The following is a 14,563-nucleotide window of genomic DNA, read 5'->3' on the forward strand; positions in this document are numbered from 1 at the left end:
CGGACATGCAGGTAGGCGGCGGTTTCGCACGGCGCGAACTTGACCCCCGGCCACCGGCACTGTAGGCGAAGCCCTGCCGACGCGACCGAGGGGAACGAACCGAAAACCAGCCGGAGAAATACAAAACGGGGGGTTCGGTACCGGCGGCTCGGCGAGTTCGGCCGCCGGTTCAGGATGCTGGCATCGCGACAGTCGCAGGGTGCGCATTCTGGGCTGGCGGGTGCGGCTGCAGGTGTGGGCTCGCGTGGCCGCCGAGATGGCCGCCGCCGGATGGGTAGATAGACCCGGCCGCCGCCACCAAGATGAAGTCTGCTGGATAGCTGATTGGCCTGGCCGCCAGGCTGCTGCTGGCGGAGGGTGAGACCTGCCAGAGGATGTCGGTAGTCGGTGGCCGGTGGCCGGTGGGCTGGCTGCTGTGATGAGCGCAGCCGGTCCGTTACCGCACACGGCGCCCGGGCATGTTCTCGACCAACTGACCACCGGCCCGCCGCCCGCAGCCTCACCGGCAGCCGCATCGCCGACCTGCGTTGTTGGTCCCTGCGATTGCTATTCTTCCGGCTGGTTTTCGGTTCGTTCCCCTCGGTCGCGTCGGCAGGGCTTCGCCTACAGTGCCGGTGGCCGGGGGTCAAGTTCGCGCCGTGCGAAACCGCCGCCTACCTGCAGGTCCGCAAGCGCGCGGACTTTACCCCCGGACACCGGTGCTGTACCCCCCGGGCTGCCGACGCGACCGAGGGGAACGGACCGTAGCCACCTCAGGAACCGCCGCCGCTGAGACTAGATCGGCCACCCGAGGGAACCGCGCTAGTTTCCCTGAGGTTGCCGAGGCCCGCCGGAGGCCCGGCCCTTCACCATGGGTTTGACCTTGCGCTGGCTTACTGGAGTTGAAGAGGCCTGAGGTGGGGCGGGGTTGTGAACGCGGAAACCGGCAGCCGACACACAGACTCGCCGACCCGAACCCCGAACCGGCACACCTATAACCGAAGGCCGTAAAATGCATTTTAAGCCCACAGCTCAACAGCGACCCGGCTCACAAACTCCAGCCCTCAGCTAACTCCACCCGCCATGCACTCAGGCGACACCGAGCAACTCCCCGAGCGCCGCAAGAAGCCCGCCCTCCTCATCGGCAGCACGAACGCGGCAGCCTCCCAGAGCGCGTCCGGCAAGGGCGACGGCGATCTTCCAGGCGGTGCCGCCACCAAGCCCGGCGACCCGCTGCCGACCTCCAACGGCGCCCCACCGGCCGGGAGCAGCACCAGCTCGGCAGGCGGATCGGCACCTACCCAAGGCGCCCCGACCGGTCAAGGGCAGCCCTCGTCGACCGCCCACACGTCGGCCTCGTCGAGCGCCCCGGCCGGGCACGCCAGCACCTCGCAGCTGCCGCCAGTCACGCACACCAGCGTCGTCGTACCGCCGCCTTCGACAACGAGCAGGCTCCCGCTCCCACCGCGGTCCCGTGCAGCGGCTCGGTGTCGACGCCACAGGGCGCCGGGGTCAGGTGTGGTTTCGACGCATCGGGCAACGGCTACAGCGGAGGCTCGCCGGTCGTCAACGGCGGCACCGTCGGCTACCTTCCGCAGGGCACGAACTGGGTGATCTGCCAGGCCCAGGGCAGCACCGTGACTCATGGCCAGTACTACAACAACTGGTGGGGCTGGACCGAAGCCGACAACCAGAAGCGGGGCCGGGGCAACGCGGTGAACGCGCACGGCGGCGTCAACAACGGCGCCTACGGCAACGTCCCCCAGTGCGACGGCAGCCACGGCTCGCCGCCGTAAGCGCGATAAACAGGATCCTTATCTCGTCCCAGATAGCGTCATCACCGCATCAACGCAGAACGCGGACAACCGCCAACGCGCTCCCTGGGGGGAGGCATCAGGGGCCTGGTTCAGCCGAACCAGGCCCCTGATCGCGATCACGCCGCCAACATCATGACGGCGACATCATGACGGCAACGTCCACATCTGCCTCGGCGCGTTGTCGCACGTGGAGATCTGCAACTGCGTCCCGTCCGTCGTGGTGCCGTTCGGATCGTCCAGACACTTGCCGGACGGCAGGTTCAGCAACTCCCCGTCGGGCAGCGGCAGCCATACCTGCGATCCCGTTCGGCTGCAGGCGTTCCGCTGTACCAGCGTCCCGTCCGCGGTGCCACCCTGGGCGACGTCCAGGCAGCCGCCCATGATCTCCAGACCGCCGTCGGAGTTCGGGGTGAACTTCTGCGCGAACGAGCCGTCGCAGGTGCTGAGCTGAATCTTGGTCCCGTCGGTGGTGCCGAAGTCGCTGTCCTGCGCGCACTTGCCGGCGATGCCCGACGTGAGCGGGCCGGTGCCGGGCACGGTGCTGGTGTCGTACGACGGCGGCGCGTCGCCGGCCCCGGTGCCCCAGTTCGACGGCGTGGAGCCGAGGGTGAAGTCCAGCGTGACGCCGGACTTCCAGGTCGCGGCCGGCAGCCAGGTGTGGGTGCTGGCCGTGCCGTTGACGGTGAGCGACTGCACGTAGTAGTTGCTCGCCGAGGCGGCCGGGGCGTTGATGGCGATGGTCTTGCCGGAGTCCAGGTGGATGGCGATCTGCGTGAACAGCGGGCTGTTGAACGCCAGGTCCGCGCTGCCGGGGGTGACCGGGTACATGCCCAGCGCGCCCCAGACGTACTGCGCGGACTCCGCGCCCAGGTCGTCGTTGTTCGGGAAGCCGCCGGGAGAGTCCTGATACAGCAGGTTCTCGATCCGGTTCACCACCGACTGGGTGTGCGAGGGCTCGCCGGTCCAGTCGTAGAACCAGGGCGTGCCCAGGTCCACCTCATTGGACAGGCTCGCCTGGTCGGGCTTGGCGTTGGCGGCGGTCGGGAAGTAGTAGTCCAGGTCGGCGTTGATCACGCTGTTCCCGCCGTAGAGGGCGGCCAGCGCCGGCTGGTCGAAGCCGACGTCGAAGCGGTTCTGCGCGGCCGTGGCCTCGGTGAAGCCGGTCGTGGTGTCGGGGGTGATGGGGTCGAAGGTCCCGTTGCTCTCCCTGGGGTTCAGCAGGTTGTTGGCCGGGTTGAAGATGTTCTTCCAGTTGTTGGCCTGGGCGGTGAACTTGGTGGCGTCGGACCGGTCGCCCATGGACTTGGCGAACCGGGACAGCGCGAAGTCGGCGTTGTCGTACTCGATCAGGCTGGAGGCCGAGTCCCGGACGTGGCAGCAGCCCAGCGCGCTGGTGTAGAGGTCGGATGGCAGGTAGCCGTAGGTGTCCTCCAGCGCGTTGCCGGGGCGCACGTGGTTGGTCGTCGAGGCCTCGGTGACCATGTCCGACAACGCGGTCGAGGTGTCGAAGTCCGTGCCGCCGAAGGCGTAGTAGTTGGCGATCGCGGCGACGGCCGGGTCGCCGTCCATGGTCCAGTTGTAGGAGTTCATGAAGCCCCACTGCGGGAAGAGCCCGCCCTGGGTGTAGTCGTTGACCAGGGACTGCGCGTGGTCCGAGGCGACTGACGGGTCGAGCATCGCCTCGAGTTGGGTCTGCCCCTTGTAGACGTCCCAGCCCGAGAACTGGTCGTACTGCGCGTGGCCCGGTGGCGCGGTGTGCACGGCGTTGTCGAAGCCCATGTACTGGCCGTTGACGTCGGTCACCGTGTTCGGGTGCAGCATCACGTGGTAGAGCGTGGAGTAGAACAACTGCTGTTGCGCGGTCGTGCCGCCGGCTATCTGGACCTTGCCCAGCAGGGCGTTCCACGCGTTGTGCGCAGCGGCGTGGGTGGCGTCGAAGTCGAAGCCCGGGTTCTCGGCCGCCAGGTTCGCCGAGGCGTTCGCGGCGCTGACGAAGGAGATCCCGACCTTGGCCTGCACCACCTGGTGGACGCTCGCGTCGAACTGCAGGAACACCGAGTTCGGGCCGGGCTGGCCGGACTCGGTGACGATCTGCGAGGCCGCGGTGAAGGGCTGGTCGAAGACCATGTCGAAGTGCAGCGTGTAGGGGCCGGGCTGGGTGCAGAACCCGCCGGAGTCCACGGTGCCGACTACTTCGTTGTTCCCGACCAGCTGCACGCTGGAGCCGGTGGTGCCGTTCTCGCTGTCCAGCAGCTTCATCAGCAGGTCGGCCTGGTTGGTGGCCGGGAACGTGAAGCGGGCCATGCCGGTGTGCGCGGTGGTGGTCAGTTCGGTCTGCACCGGGGTGGTGCCGGTCTTCACCGTGTAGTAGCCGGCCTGGCCGACCTCGCTGCTGTGGTCGAGGGGCTCGTAGACCGTCTCCGGGTTGCCGGAGGGCAGGGCGCCGGTCAGCGGCAGCACCGGCAGGTCGCCCATGGCGTTGCAGCCGGGGCCGGACATGTGGGTCAGCGAGAAGCCCCGGGTCTGGGTGTCGGTGTAGTCGTAGCCGCCGCCGGGGGTGCGGTCGGTCGCCGAGTCCGGGCTCCACTGAACCATGCCGAACGGCGTGTCCGCACCCGGGAAGTCGTTGCCGCCGGCGGAGGTCATCAGCAGCGTGCTGACCGTCGAGGCCGGATCGGCGACGAAGGCGGGGTGCGAGCCGGCGTGTGCGGCGCCCGCTGACAGCCCGGTGGTGCCCAGGGTGGCCGCGGCCACCAGGGCACCGCTGGATATCAGGGAGCTGAGGCGTAGTTTCCTGCGCCTGGAGTGGGATGGATCGGTCACGGTGTCTCTTCTCTCGAGGTGTTGGCGTATTCGAGGATTGACGCGGATTGTGAACGTTCACAGAAGGCCGGAACTCTCCGGCCACTGACAAAGCCTGTCGGCGGCGCACATTGCCGAGGCATGGATGGTAACGTTAACCAGCTGAACTAGGGGGATGGGATGGCAGCCAGGCCCACGATGAAGGACGTGGCCAAGGCCGCGGGCGTGTCGCTGATGACGGTCTCGCGGGTGGTGGCCGGCGAGGCAGGCGTGGCCCCGCAGACCGCGGCTCGGGTCGAAGAAGCAATCAGGGGACTGGGATATCAGCGCAACGACATCGCCCGCAACCTTCGGCGCAAGGCCCAGGACTCACGCACCATCGGCTTGGTCGTCGACGACCTGGCCAACCCCTTCTTTTCCGCACTTGCACGCTCGGTGGAGGACGAAGCGTACCGCCGCGGCTTCCTGGTTCTGGTAGGTAGTACCAACGACGACCCCCGCCGGGAACGCGACGTGGTCTCGGCTTTCAGCGCCCGCCAAGTCGACGGTCTGGTCCTGGTCCCCACCGGCGGGAACCGGGCCTTCTTCCGCGCGCAGATGACGCGGGGGGTGAAGGTGGTCTGCGTCGACCGCCCGGCCACCGGCCTGGACGTGGACTGCATCGCCGTCGACAACCGGGCCGGCACCGCGACCGCCGTCCGGCACCTGCTGGACCGCGGCCACACCCGCATCGCCTACCTCGGCGACCGTCAGGAGATCTGGACGCAGAACGAACGCTTCGTCGGCTACACCGAAGCGATCACGAAGGCCCGCCTGGAAGTCGATCCCGTTCTGATCCGCCACGGCCTGCGCGGCCATCGCCAGGCCGCCGCCGCGATCGGCGAGATGATGGCCGGTCCCAACCCGCCGACCGCGTTCTTCAGCGGCAACGACCTGATCACCCTCGGCGCGGTGGAAGCCGGGGCCTCCCGCCGCTTCGGTTTGGTCGGCTTCGACGACTTCGTGCTGGCGGACAAACTGGATCCGCCGATTTCGGTAGTGAGTCAGGACCCTGCGGCCCTCGGCCGCACCGCCGCTCAGCTCCTCTTCGGCCGGATCGACGGCGACGACGCGGCTCCGCGCTCGGTGGTGCTGGCGACCCGGTTCATCGATCGGGGATCGGGCGGGATGGCGGCCGGGATGGCGGCCGGGTCGACGCCGGTGCGCGGCGGTTGAGCGCCCGGCCCGGTCGGGCTTGACCGGGCCGGGTTGGTCGGCTTGGCTGTCGGGTGCTGGTTCCTGCCCGGCAGCCTTGTCCCCTCAACCTAAATGAGTTGTTCCGAAGTCGGGGCCCGAAAACGAGGTGAGGGCCTCTCGTGCCTCGTTCCTGGACTTCCCGCTGGGCTGTCCGGCGGGTCGGCCGCGGGAGAAGGCGCAGCAGCGGGAGATCGTCAAGGCCGCACTCCGGCATGCCGAGCAGGCCGGGTCGGACTGGGAGTTGAAGCGGCTGCCGTTCCAGTGGGACGCGGACGGTAACCGGGCACTGGGAGGCGCTCGTCGCGGACGTCTACCGCCTCGACAACGCGATCCGGGGCTCGGCCCTGGCGAACGCGGCGGCCCACGCGCAGGTTCTGGGCGGCGGGAACGAGCGGGAGTTCGCCGTAGACGGCGACGCCGATATCGAAACCGATGGCAATGTCGATACCAATGTCGATGTCGCCGTGATCGGTTGTGGGACAACAGGTCTGGCGCTCACCCGCTTTCTGGAGTTGGAGGGTCTGCGGGTCGCCGTCATCGACCGGGGCCGGATGCCGATGGCCCGTCCGCGCGCGACATATGTCGACGACGAGACGATGTGGGCGTTCCAGACTCTCGGTCTGGAGCACCTCGAGAAGGTTTTCTCCTCGATCGGCACCTACCGCCACTACGACGACGATCGACGATCGGCGGTGCGGAGTGTGTACGAGAACTGATCGTCGGCGGCGCGGCGGGGGAGTGCCCTCAGCGGTGCGCGGGAGCCGACGGCAGCAAGCGCGCGACGGCGACACGCAGCGGCTCGAGGTCCACGTCCGCCGCGAGCGTTTCCTCTTCCGGCCGCACGGCCAGCGGTGTCCTGCACCCGAACAGGGCGCCCACCAGCTCGGGGTAGACGGCACGGCCGAACAGCAGTTTCGCAGCCTCCTGCGCGGTCTCGGCGTCGGCCTGGTAGCGGTCGGCGATATAGGCCGCGAGCCGCTGCTGCGGGATGTCGAAGATCGCTTCGTGGTACAGGGCGGCGGCGTCGGGCCGTCGTTCGGCCTCGGCGACCCCGAGCCGGAAGGTGCGCAGCGCCGCGGTCCACAGCTGGAGCTGGAGGAAGCGGCCGCAGAATGCCACGACCGCCTCGGCCGGATCGTCGCCGTAGTCGGCGGGGGTCTTCAGTCGGCCGAGGTAGAGCTCCCGTACGAGCTCCAGGACCGACTGGAACAGTACGTCCTTGCTGGGGAAGTGCGCGTACAGGGAGCGCTTGGAGGTCTCGGCCCGGGCGGCGACGACGTCCATCGAGGTGCGCTCGAAGCCCTCCTCGATGAACACGTCCTTGGCGGTCCACAGGATGTGCTCCCGCAGTTCCGCACCCCTGCGCGCCATGGTTCGCCTTCCTGTGATGATCCTCGGAGCCGCGGCGACGATCTGATCGCCGGCGTTTGCAGCAGCATAAACGGTGGGCCTGCCGCGGGCAGGCCCACCGATCCGCGTGCGAGTCCCAGGTCTCAGGCCTGAAGAACTCAGGTCCTGCCTCAGGCCCCGGTTCTGGTCAGCCCCCCGTCGACGTGCAGGACCTGGCCGGTGATGAAACCGGCGGCGTCGGAGACCAGGAAGCCGAGGGCGTCGCCGAGATCGTCGGGCACCGAGGCCCGTTTGATCGTCTGCATGGACGAGACCCGGGCCAGGACGTCCTGGGCGCTCGACCCGGCGGCCCGGGAACGCCCGGCGAAGCCCTCGGTGGCCACGACGCTCGGCGCGATCGCGTTGACCGTGATCCCACTCTCGCCGAGCTCGTTGGCCAGTGCGCGGGTGAGCGCGTGTACGGTGCCCTTGCTGGTGACATACGCCAGGTCACGTGTTTGCAGCAGGGTGTTGGCCGAGCCGGTGTTGACGATGCGGCCCCAGCCGGCGGCCTTCATGCCCGGGACGAACGCCTGGGCGAGCAGCAGCATCGCCTCGACGTTGACCGCCTGGACTCTCCGCCACACCTGGAGGGTGACCGTCTCCAGATCGGTGGTCGGGAAGATCGCGGCGTTGTTGACCAGGATGTCGCAGCGTCCGAAGCGTTCGAGCACCGCCGCCGCGGCCGCCTCGATCTGCTCCGGCCGGGCGAGGTCGCACACCTGGCCGACCTTTTCACCGGGGCCGGTCAGCGCGGCGAGGGCTTCGGCCGGATCGTTGACGTCGAGCGCGACGACATTGGCGCCGTCGGCCGCCAGCCGTCGGCAGTACGCGAGCCCGATGCCTCGGCCCGCTCCGGTGACGACGGCGGTCTTCCCGCTAAGACTCATCTCAGGACTCCGTCTCAAGCGTTCGCGCTGAAGGTGGCGCCGAGCTGCCCGAGGAGCCCGAAGAAGTCCTCCAGGTGCCAGGACTGCACGATCCGGCCGTCGGCCACCCGGTGGATGTCGCAGGCCCGGTACTCGGCCGGCCGACCGGTGGCCGGGATGCCCATGAGCTCGGCGCTGTGCGTGCCGCGGGCGAGCGTGCGCACGGCGACCTTGTCCCCGTCGACCAGGACGTCCTCCACGGTGACGGCCATGTCCGGGAACGCCTTGCGCAGCCCGTCGATCAGCTGCTTGTAACCCTCGGGCCCGGTGCCGTGGCGCAGGGGCGGGACGCATTCCCAGCCGACGGCGAGGGTCTGGTCGACTGTGGCCTCGTCGCCGGTCTCGATGGCCTGGTAGAAGCGGCGCGCGACGGCTTCGATCGCGCTGCGGTTGTTCGTGGACGCGGTGTTCGCGGACATGATGGCTCCTTGGTGAAGTAAACTCTACTGTACCGTTTACTTCACTCTGCCATCGCCGCCGGGCCGAGTCAAGACTCGGTAAAGAGTTCTTGACGGCTTGTGTTGGAAGTTGTTCGCTGACGTCCTATACAACGTTGTAAAGCCGAACAGGCTCCAACAGACGCCGATCCGAACTCCAGCTGTCCCGGCTCGGAAGGAACTGCCTGATGTCCAGCCCTCGTCATCAGCCACGCCGCAAGCCACCCCGTCGTCCCCTGCGTCTGTCGGCCGTGCTCGCGGCCCTCGCCGTCGTCGCCGGCCTGTGTCTGCCGACGGCTGCCGCGGCCGATGCCGGCAGCAGCACCCTGCGTTCCGCCGCATCGACCGCGGCATCAACCACCGCATCGACCGCGGCATCAACCACCGCGTCAACCACCGAATACCCAGGCCTCGAAGCCCAATACGGCCCTGCCACAGGCACCCCCGGAGGCAGCGACTGGACTCTGGGGCCGGTGAAGAACACCATCGTCGACCCCGACATCGACTTCTCGAACCTCCTGCCCCGCCTCCAGCAGTTCACCGGCGGGAGCACTGACGCCGGGATCCAGTGGAGCGGCGTCATCCACGTGCCGACCACCGGCAGCTACACCTTCCAGTGGTACGGGGACAACGGCTTCCGGATGACGATCGACGGCAGCTCCGTCATCAACCACTGGGTCGACGACTGGGACGTCCCGATCACCGCCACCGTGAACCTCACCGCGGGCGAGCACGCCTTGCAGGCGCAGTACTTCCAGGACTACGGCGGCGCGTCCGCGCAGCTGTCCTGGGCCCCGCCCGGCCAGTCGATGACCCCGGTCCCCGCCTCGGCCTTCACGTTGCCGCCTGGTTACATACCGACCCTGACCGACGCCTCGCTCTCCAGCGACGGCACGCGGGTCCGGATGACGTTCAGCAAGCCGTTGGCCGCCTGGCCGTCGGCGGCGACCAGTCACCTGAGTGTCGGCGGGTTCCCGATCTCCTCGGCGGCGCTGGACCCCAGCGATCCGGCGACGCTCGTGGTCACCCTCGGTGGCCCGCTCTATAAGACCTGGACCGACCTCACCGTCGGCTATGACGGTACCGGCGGCGCCGCTTACGCCGACGGCACGGCCGTCCCGCTGTTCTACAGCGGTCTGGCGAACACCTCGACGGCGAACATGACCACGCCGTGGGCATCGCAGGTCGACCCGAACAACCCGCTCCCGGACTACCCGCGCCCGCAGATGACGCGCCAGCGGTGGCAGTCCCTCAACGGCAAGTGGGGCTTCGAGGGGTTGCCCGAGAGCACCGGCGCGACCGACGTCCAGAAGCCGCCGGCGAGCAACGCGCACCTGACCGGATCGATCGTCGTGCCGTATCCGATGGAGTCGGAACTGTCCGGCGTCCAGCAGCACTACGACTACTCCTTCTACCGGCGCACGTTCACCGTCCCGGCTTCGTGGCGCAGCGACGGCCAGCGGGTCGTGCTCAACTTCGGCGCGGTCGACTACCAGACGACGGTCTGGGTGAACAACGTCCAGGTGGCCACGCACACCGGCGGCTATCTGCCGTTCAGCGCCGACATCACCGCCGCGTTGAAGGGTTTCGGCCCGCAACAGATCACCGTGGGGGTCACCAACACCGACGCGCCCAACCAGCCCCAGGGCAAGCAGCAGCTTGATCCATCAGGGATCTTCTATACCGCCTCCAGCGGCATCTGGCAGACCGTGTGGATGGAGCCGGCCCCGGCCAAGCGTCTGGACCAGGTGGTGTTCACGCCGAACCTGCCGAACGCGCCGAGCACCGCGAACGCCTCGGTGACCGTGGACGCGGTCAGCAGTACTTCGGCCGGCGGGCGCGTCGTCGTGGCCATCACCGACGGCGGGCGGATCGTGGCCGTGGGCACCGGGACGGCGAACACCCCGTTCACCATCCCGCTGGCCAACCCGCACCTGTGGTCGCCGTCGGATCCGTTCCTGTATCACGCGACGGTGGCGCTGGCTGACGGGTCCTTGCCGGACGTGGTCGGCTCGTACTTCGGCGAGCGCACGGTGAGCGTCGGGAAGGTGAACGGGGTCAGCAAGATCCTGCTGAACGGCCGTCCGACCTTCGTCGACGCGACCCTCGACCAGGGCTTCTGGCCGGACGGGATCTACACCGCACCGACCGACGCCGCCCTGAAGTGGGACATCACCGAGACCAAGGCGATGGGCTTCAACGCGATCCGCAAGCACATCAAGGTCGAGCCGGCGCGCTGGTACTACGACGCCGACACCACCGGGATGCTCGTGCTCCAGGACATGCCGTCGATGAACTCCGGGTACACCCCGACCCCGGCGGACGACACCGCGTTCCGGTCCCAGCTGCACCAGATGGTCCAGGACCTGCGCGGGGAGACGTCGATCATCTCCTGGGAGCCCTACAACGAGGGCTGGGGCCTGGACCGGAACACCGTGTCCAACGCGGTCAGCGAGGTCAAGACCGCCGCCGCGCAGGTGCACACCGACGACCCGAGCCGGCTCGTCGACGCCGAGTCGGGCTTCAACTGCTGCGGCAGCGTGAACACCGACACCGGCGCCGGCAACGTCGTCGACTGGCACACCTACACCGGCCCGGCCGACCCGCAGCCCGACAACGCGGACAACCGGCCCGCCATCGACGGCGAGCACGGCGGCTGGGGGCTGGCGATCCCGGCCCACGACTGGGACCAGGGCTTCATCAACTACGCCGGGGCCGCCGACAGCGCGCAGCTCACCCAGAAGTTCGTGCAGACCGCCGATGCGCTCAGCGAAGAGGCCCAGTGTCAGCTCTCAGGGGGCGTATACACCCAGTTGACCGACGTGGAGGGCGAGGTCAACGGGCTGTGGACCTACGACCGCCGGGTGTCGAAGATGGACGTCTCCCAGGTAGCGGCGGCCAACGCCAAGGTGATCGCGGCCGGGAGCACCGCCGGTGACTGCGGCCAGAACGTCGTCAGCAAAGCAGGGCACTGGCCGCTGGCCGACGGTTCCGGGACCGTCGCCAAGGACACGTCCGGCAACGGCGACGACGCGAGCCTGCCGAACGGCGGGGCCTGGGAAACGTCCGGGCCGAACGGCGGCGGGCTCCAGCTGAACGGAACCGATCAGTACGCTCAGACCCAGGGACCGCTGCTCAACAGCGGCCAGAGCTACAGCGTCGCGGCGTGGGTCAACCTGAGTAAGAAGGGCGCGTTCGCCACCGCGGTCAGCGAGGACGGCACGGTGAACAGCGTGTTCTTCCTGCAGTACGACTCCGCCGACGACCGGTTCGCGTTCAGCAATGCCAACGCCCGCGCGGTCGGCAGCAGCGGTGCGAACGGCGGGTCCCCGACGACCGGCACCTGGTACCACATCGTCGGGGTCCGGGACGGGGGAGCCAACACCATGTCCATCTACGTCAACGGCGCGCTCGCCGGCACGACGACCGTCGCACCGGCGGACCTGGCGGCCGGCCCGCTGGTCATAGGGCGCGGCAAATTCGGTGCGCAGCAAACGGATTTCTGGCCGGGAGGCCTGGACGACGTCCAGATCTTCCCGACGGCCCTCACGGCCGCTCAGGTGTCCGCGCTCGGCTGATCCACCCGCGGTCAGGCTGACTCATCCGCGGTCAGGCCGGCCCAGTGGCAGCCGGCTCTGTTCGTGACGCGCCGGCCAGACCGCCGGCGCGTCACGAACAGGGGTTGCGCCGCACTCGTCAGTACTCGACGTCGGCCGCCACGTATCCGAGGTCAAGCGATCGGGTCTGGCTCGGTGACCCGCGCCGTCCGCGCGGCTTGCTCCGAGAAGTCAACCCGCTCCAGCAGTTCCGCGGTCATTCGCCTCGCCTCGACCGTCGTGCCGATCGAGGCGGCGATGACCACCGAGCACAGCATGACCTCGAGAACAGCCCAGGCCCGCAACTGACCGTCGTTGCTGGCGGCGTTGCGGAACGCGATGTTCAGAAAGATGATCGAGAGGTAGCCGAAGAGCTGTGCCCACTGCCAACGCTGGAAGGTCTTGCTGCTCGGCGCAGTGCGGAACCAACTCAGGCCGACGTCGGGTCGGGTCAGCGCGTTGGCGTTTCCGGCATTCACCCACCGATGCTGGAGCCGTACGAGCACGAATGCGCTGACCACGGTGGCCCACCAGTCGATCGTCATCCACGTGTGATACGTGTTGATCTTGTCGATCGCGGTGAGGTCGCCATTCTGTAGATCGCCGACCGCGAGGTAGCTGAGCGCATAGAGCACGGCCCGGGCGCCGAAGACCACCGTGTTCGCCACCACGGTCCCGCCGACGAAGACCTTCAGCGCGCCGTCCATCGATACCCGGCCCGGGGATACCCGGGCCTTGGCGCGTTCGCAGTAACGACACGATCCATCCGCAGCGCGCCATGGCGCGATGCGGCATTCCGGGCACTTGGCCACGGTTCCCCCACCCTCTGAGATCGAACAGATCAGCGGGAATCTAGGGCCTGGGACTTCCCAGGTCAAGGCGTGATACTCCGGCGGCCGACGGCCATGGAAGCAGTTGTCTCGGGCGCCCGACGGGCCACGCCCGGCGGCGCTGGTGGGGGGATCAGCGGCTCGTCGCGCCCGGCCCGCACCTCAGTCGGCTCAGCCGGCTCAGCCACCGGTCAAGCGCTTGCCCATCTGTGCCGTCACCAGATCGATCCACCCCGTCTCTTCCGCGCCGCCGGGCATGACGGGGACGACCGCCGAGGCCACCCGGTCGCCGCTTCGGACGAGGATGTAGCAGTTGTTTCCCCCGGTCGTGTAACCGATCGAATCGTCGGCGACGGTCGGCGTGTCCAGCGTTCTGACGGCCTCTGGTTGCTCGCAGAAGACCCCGAGGGCTGCGTTCACCCGGTTCATGACCGCGCGCCCGGTGCCCGGGGCGAAGGTGTAGACGGCTTCGAACATCTCGATGGCCGGTTTCCCGGGCGGCGAGGAGGTGTAGAGGTAGTCCACAGCGGGTGCCACCGGTATCTGCGGGTGGAAGACGCCCTCCTGCTCGCACGCGCCGCCCATGTCCAGCTGCGGGCTTGGCGTGGCGCCGACCGGACCGGTCCATCCGGCGCCTAGATCCGTGGCTCGCAGGTAGTCCGCCGTCGACGTAGCCAGCGAAGGGGAAAGGGAAAGCGAAGGCGAAGGCGAAGGCGTCGGCCAAGGTGTCGTCGTCGGGGCGCCGTCGCCGCCGTCCCGCCCCGGCGCCCAGACCAGGGCACCGCCGACCACCGCGCTCGCGGCGGCGATGCCCGACAGCGCCTGAACCATCCGGCGCCGGGTCCGGCGCTGCCGTGCGCGCTGCCGAACCGCCGGGATCGGCGGCACGGAGACCGTGACGAGATCGGCCCGGGTCCGCAGCCCCGACCGCAGCGCGTCGGTGTCCGGCTCGGTGTCGTCGTCGATGGTGTCGTACATGGTCACGCGGCTCCCTTCTGGTTCTTGGACGTCTGCGCGAATTCTGCGAGCCGGCCGTTCTTCCGCAGCCGGGCCAGCGCCTTGGCCGTCTGGCTTTTGACGGTCCCGACCGAGCACCGGAGGATGTCAGCGGTCTGAGCTTCGGTGAGGTCCTCGTAGTAACGCAGGACTATGACGGCCCGTTGCCGGGGCGCGAGGTCGTTCAGCACCGCCATCAGGGCGTCGCGTTCGCCGTGCGCCTCCGTGTGGTCCCCGACGAGTTGCAGCCCTTCGGGCAGCACGGCTACCGGATTCTCGATCACCCGGCGCTTGCGGAACCGTCCGCGATGGCAGTTCACGAGGACGCGGTGCAGATACGCGTCCGGGTTGTCCGCGCGCCGTACTCTTCCCCACGCGGCGCACGCCAGCTCGAACGCCGCCTGCGCCAGGTCCTCGGCGTCGTGCTGGTTGCCGGTGAGCAGGAACGCCGAACGGACGACGCGCGGCCACCGTTCGGCCATGAAGCGGTCGAAGCCGTCATCGGGCGAATCTTGTGTGTTGGGCATGCCGACCCCCCTTCACTTTCGCACG

The 14,563-nt window shown here is 68.7% G+C and carries 11 protein-coding genes; 4 read left to right on the plus strand and 7 right to left on the minus strand.

The features are described from left to right. The first annotated feature begins 1,466 nt into the window (after positions 1-1,466). Complete coding sequence (locus tag KGQ19_RS07510) at positions 1,467-1,775, plus strand: hypothetical protein (protein ID WP_212008356.1); 309 nt, start codon at positions 1,467-1,469, stop codon at positions 1,773-1,775. 165 nt (positions 1,776-1,940) lie between these two features. Here the strand turns inward: KGQ19_RS07510 and KGQ19_RS07515 are convergent, their stop codons facing one another. Next, positions 1,941-4,619, minus strand: a complete 2,679-nt coding sequence (locus tag KGQ19_RS07515) for a GH92 family glycosyl hydrolase (protein WP_212008357.1) — start codon at positions 4,617-4,619, stop codon at positions 1,941-1,943. Between the two features lie 159 nt (positions 4,620-4,778). On the opposite strand from KGQ19_RS07515, the gene KGQ19_RS07520 reads away from it, so the two are divergent. Together KGQ19_RS07520 and KGQ19_RS50915 are read left to right on the plus strand one after the other, a co-directional pair. After that, positions 4,779-5,813, plus strand: coding sequence for a LacI family DNA-binding transcriptional regulator (locus KGQ19_RS07520; protein WP_212008358.1), 1,035 nt, complete (start codon positions 4,779-4,781; stop codon positions 5,811-5,813). Between the two features lie 485 nt (positions 5,814-6,298). Beyond that, positions 6,299-6,550 (plus strand): FAD-dependent monooxygenase, encoded by a 252-nt coding sequence (locus KGQ19_RS50915; protein WP_212008359.1) that lies wholly within the window; start codon positions 6,299-6,301, stop codon positions 6,548-6,550. 28 nt (positions 6,551-6,578) lie between these two features. Here KGQ19_RS50915 and KGQ19_RS07530 read toward each other — a convergent pair whose 3' ends face one another. The 3 genes from KGQ19_RS07530 to KGQ19_RS07540 form a co-directional block, all read right to left on the minus strand. Continuing rightward, entirely contained in the window at positions 6,579-7,205 is a 627-nt protein-coding gene (locus tag KGQ19_RS07530) for a TetR/AcrR family transcriptional regulator (protein WP_212008360.1), read from the minus strand. A 149-nt stretch (positions 7,206-7,354) separates the two neighbouring features. Continuing rightward, positions 7,355-8,113 carry an SDR family NAD(P)-dependent oxidoreductase gene (locus KGQ19_RS07535; protein WP_212008361.1) on the minus strand — a complete coding sequence of 253 codons (759 nt, stop codon included), beginning with the start codon at positions 8,111-8,113 and terminating at the stop codon, positions 7,355-7,357. A 14-nt stretch (positions 8,114-8,127) separates the two neighbouring features. Beyond that, positions 8,128-8,571, minus strand: coding sequence for an ester cyclase (locus KGQ19_RS07540; protein ID WP_212008362.1), 444 nt, complete (start codon positions 8,569-8,571; stop codon positions 8,128-8,130). A gap of 206 nt (positions 8,572-8,777) precedes the next feature. Between KGQ19_RS07540 and KGQ19_RS07545 the strand changes: the two genes are divergently transcribed. Further along, positions 8,778-12,167, plus strand: a complete 3,390-nt coding sequence (locus tag KGQ19_RS07545; protein WP_212008363.1) for a LamG-like jellyroll fold domain-containing protein — start codon at positions 8,778-8,780, stop codon at positions 12,165-12,167. 152 nt (positions 12,168-12,319) lie between these two features. On the opposite strand, the gene KGQ19_RS07550 is transcribed toward KGQ19_RS07545, so the two are convergent. The 3 genes from KGQ19_RS07550 to KGQ19_RS07560 all read right to left on the minus strand — a co-directional run bounded on the left by KGQ19_RS07550 (position 12,320) and on the right by KGQ19_RS07560 (position 14,538). Beyond that, positions 12,320-12,892: a hypothetical protein gene (locus KGQ19_RS07550; protein ID WP_212008364.1), complete on the minus strand. Its 573-nt coding sequence runs from the start codon at positions 12,890-12,892 to the stop codon at positions 12,320-12,322. A gap of 303 nt (positions 12,893-13,195) precedes the next feature. Continuing rightward, on the minus strand, positions 13,196-13,999 hold the full coding sequence (locus KGQ19_RS07555) for a hypothetical protein (protein WP_212008365.1): 804 nt from the start codon (positions 13,997-13,999) through the stop codon (positions 13,196-13,198). Continuing rightward, entirely contained in the window at positions 13,996-14,538 is a 543-nt protein-coding gene (locus tag KGQ19_RS07560; RefSeq protein WP_212008366.1) for a SigE family RNA polymerase sigma factor, read from the minus strand. Before KGQ19_RS07560 ends, KGQ19_RS07555 begins: the two co-directional genes overlap by 4 nt. Between the last annotated feature and the right edge of the window lie 25 nt (positions 14,539-14,563).

The sequence above is a fragment of the Catenulispora pinistramenti genome (genome assembly GCF_018274385.1).
Lineage (GTDB): Bacteria > Actinomycetota > Actinomycetes > Streptomycetales > Catenulisporaceae > Catenulispora > Catenulispora pinistramenti.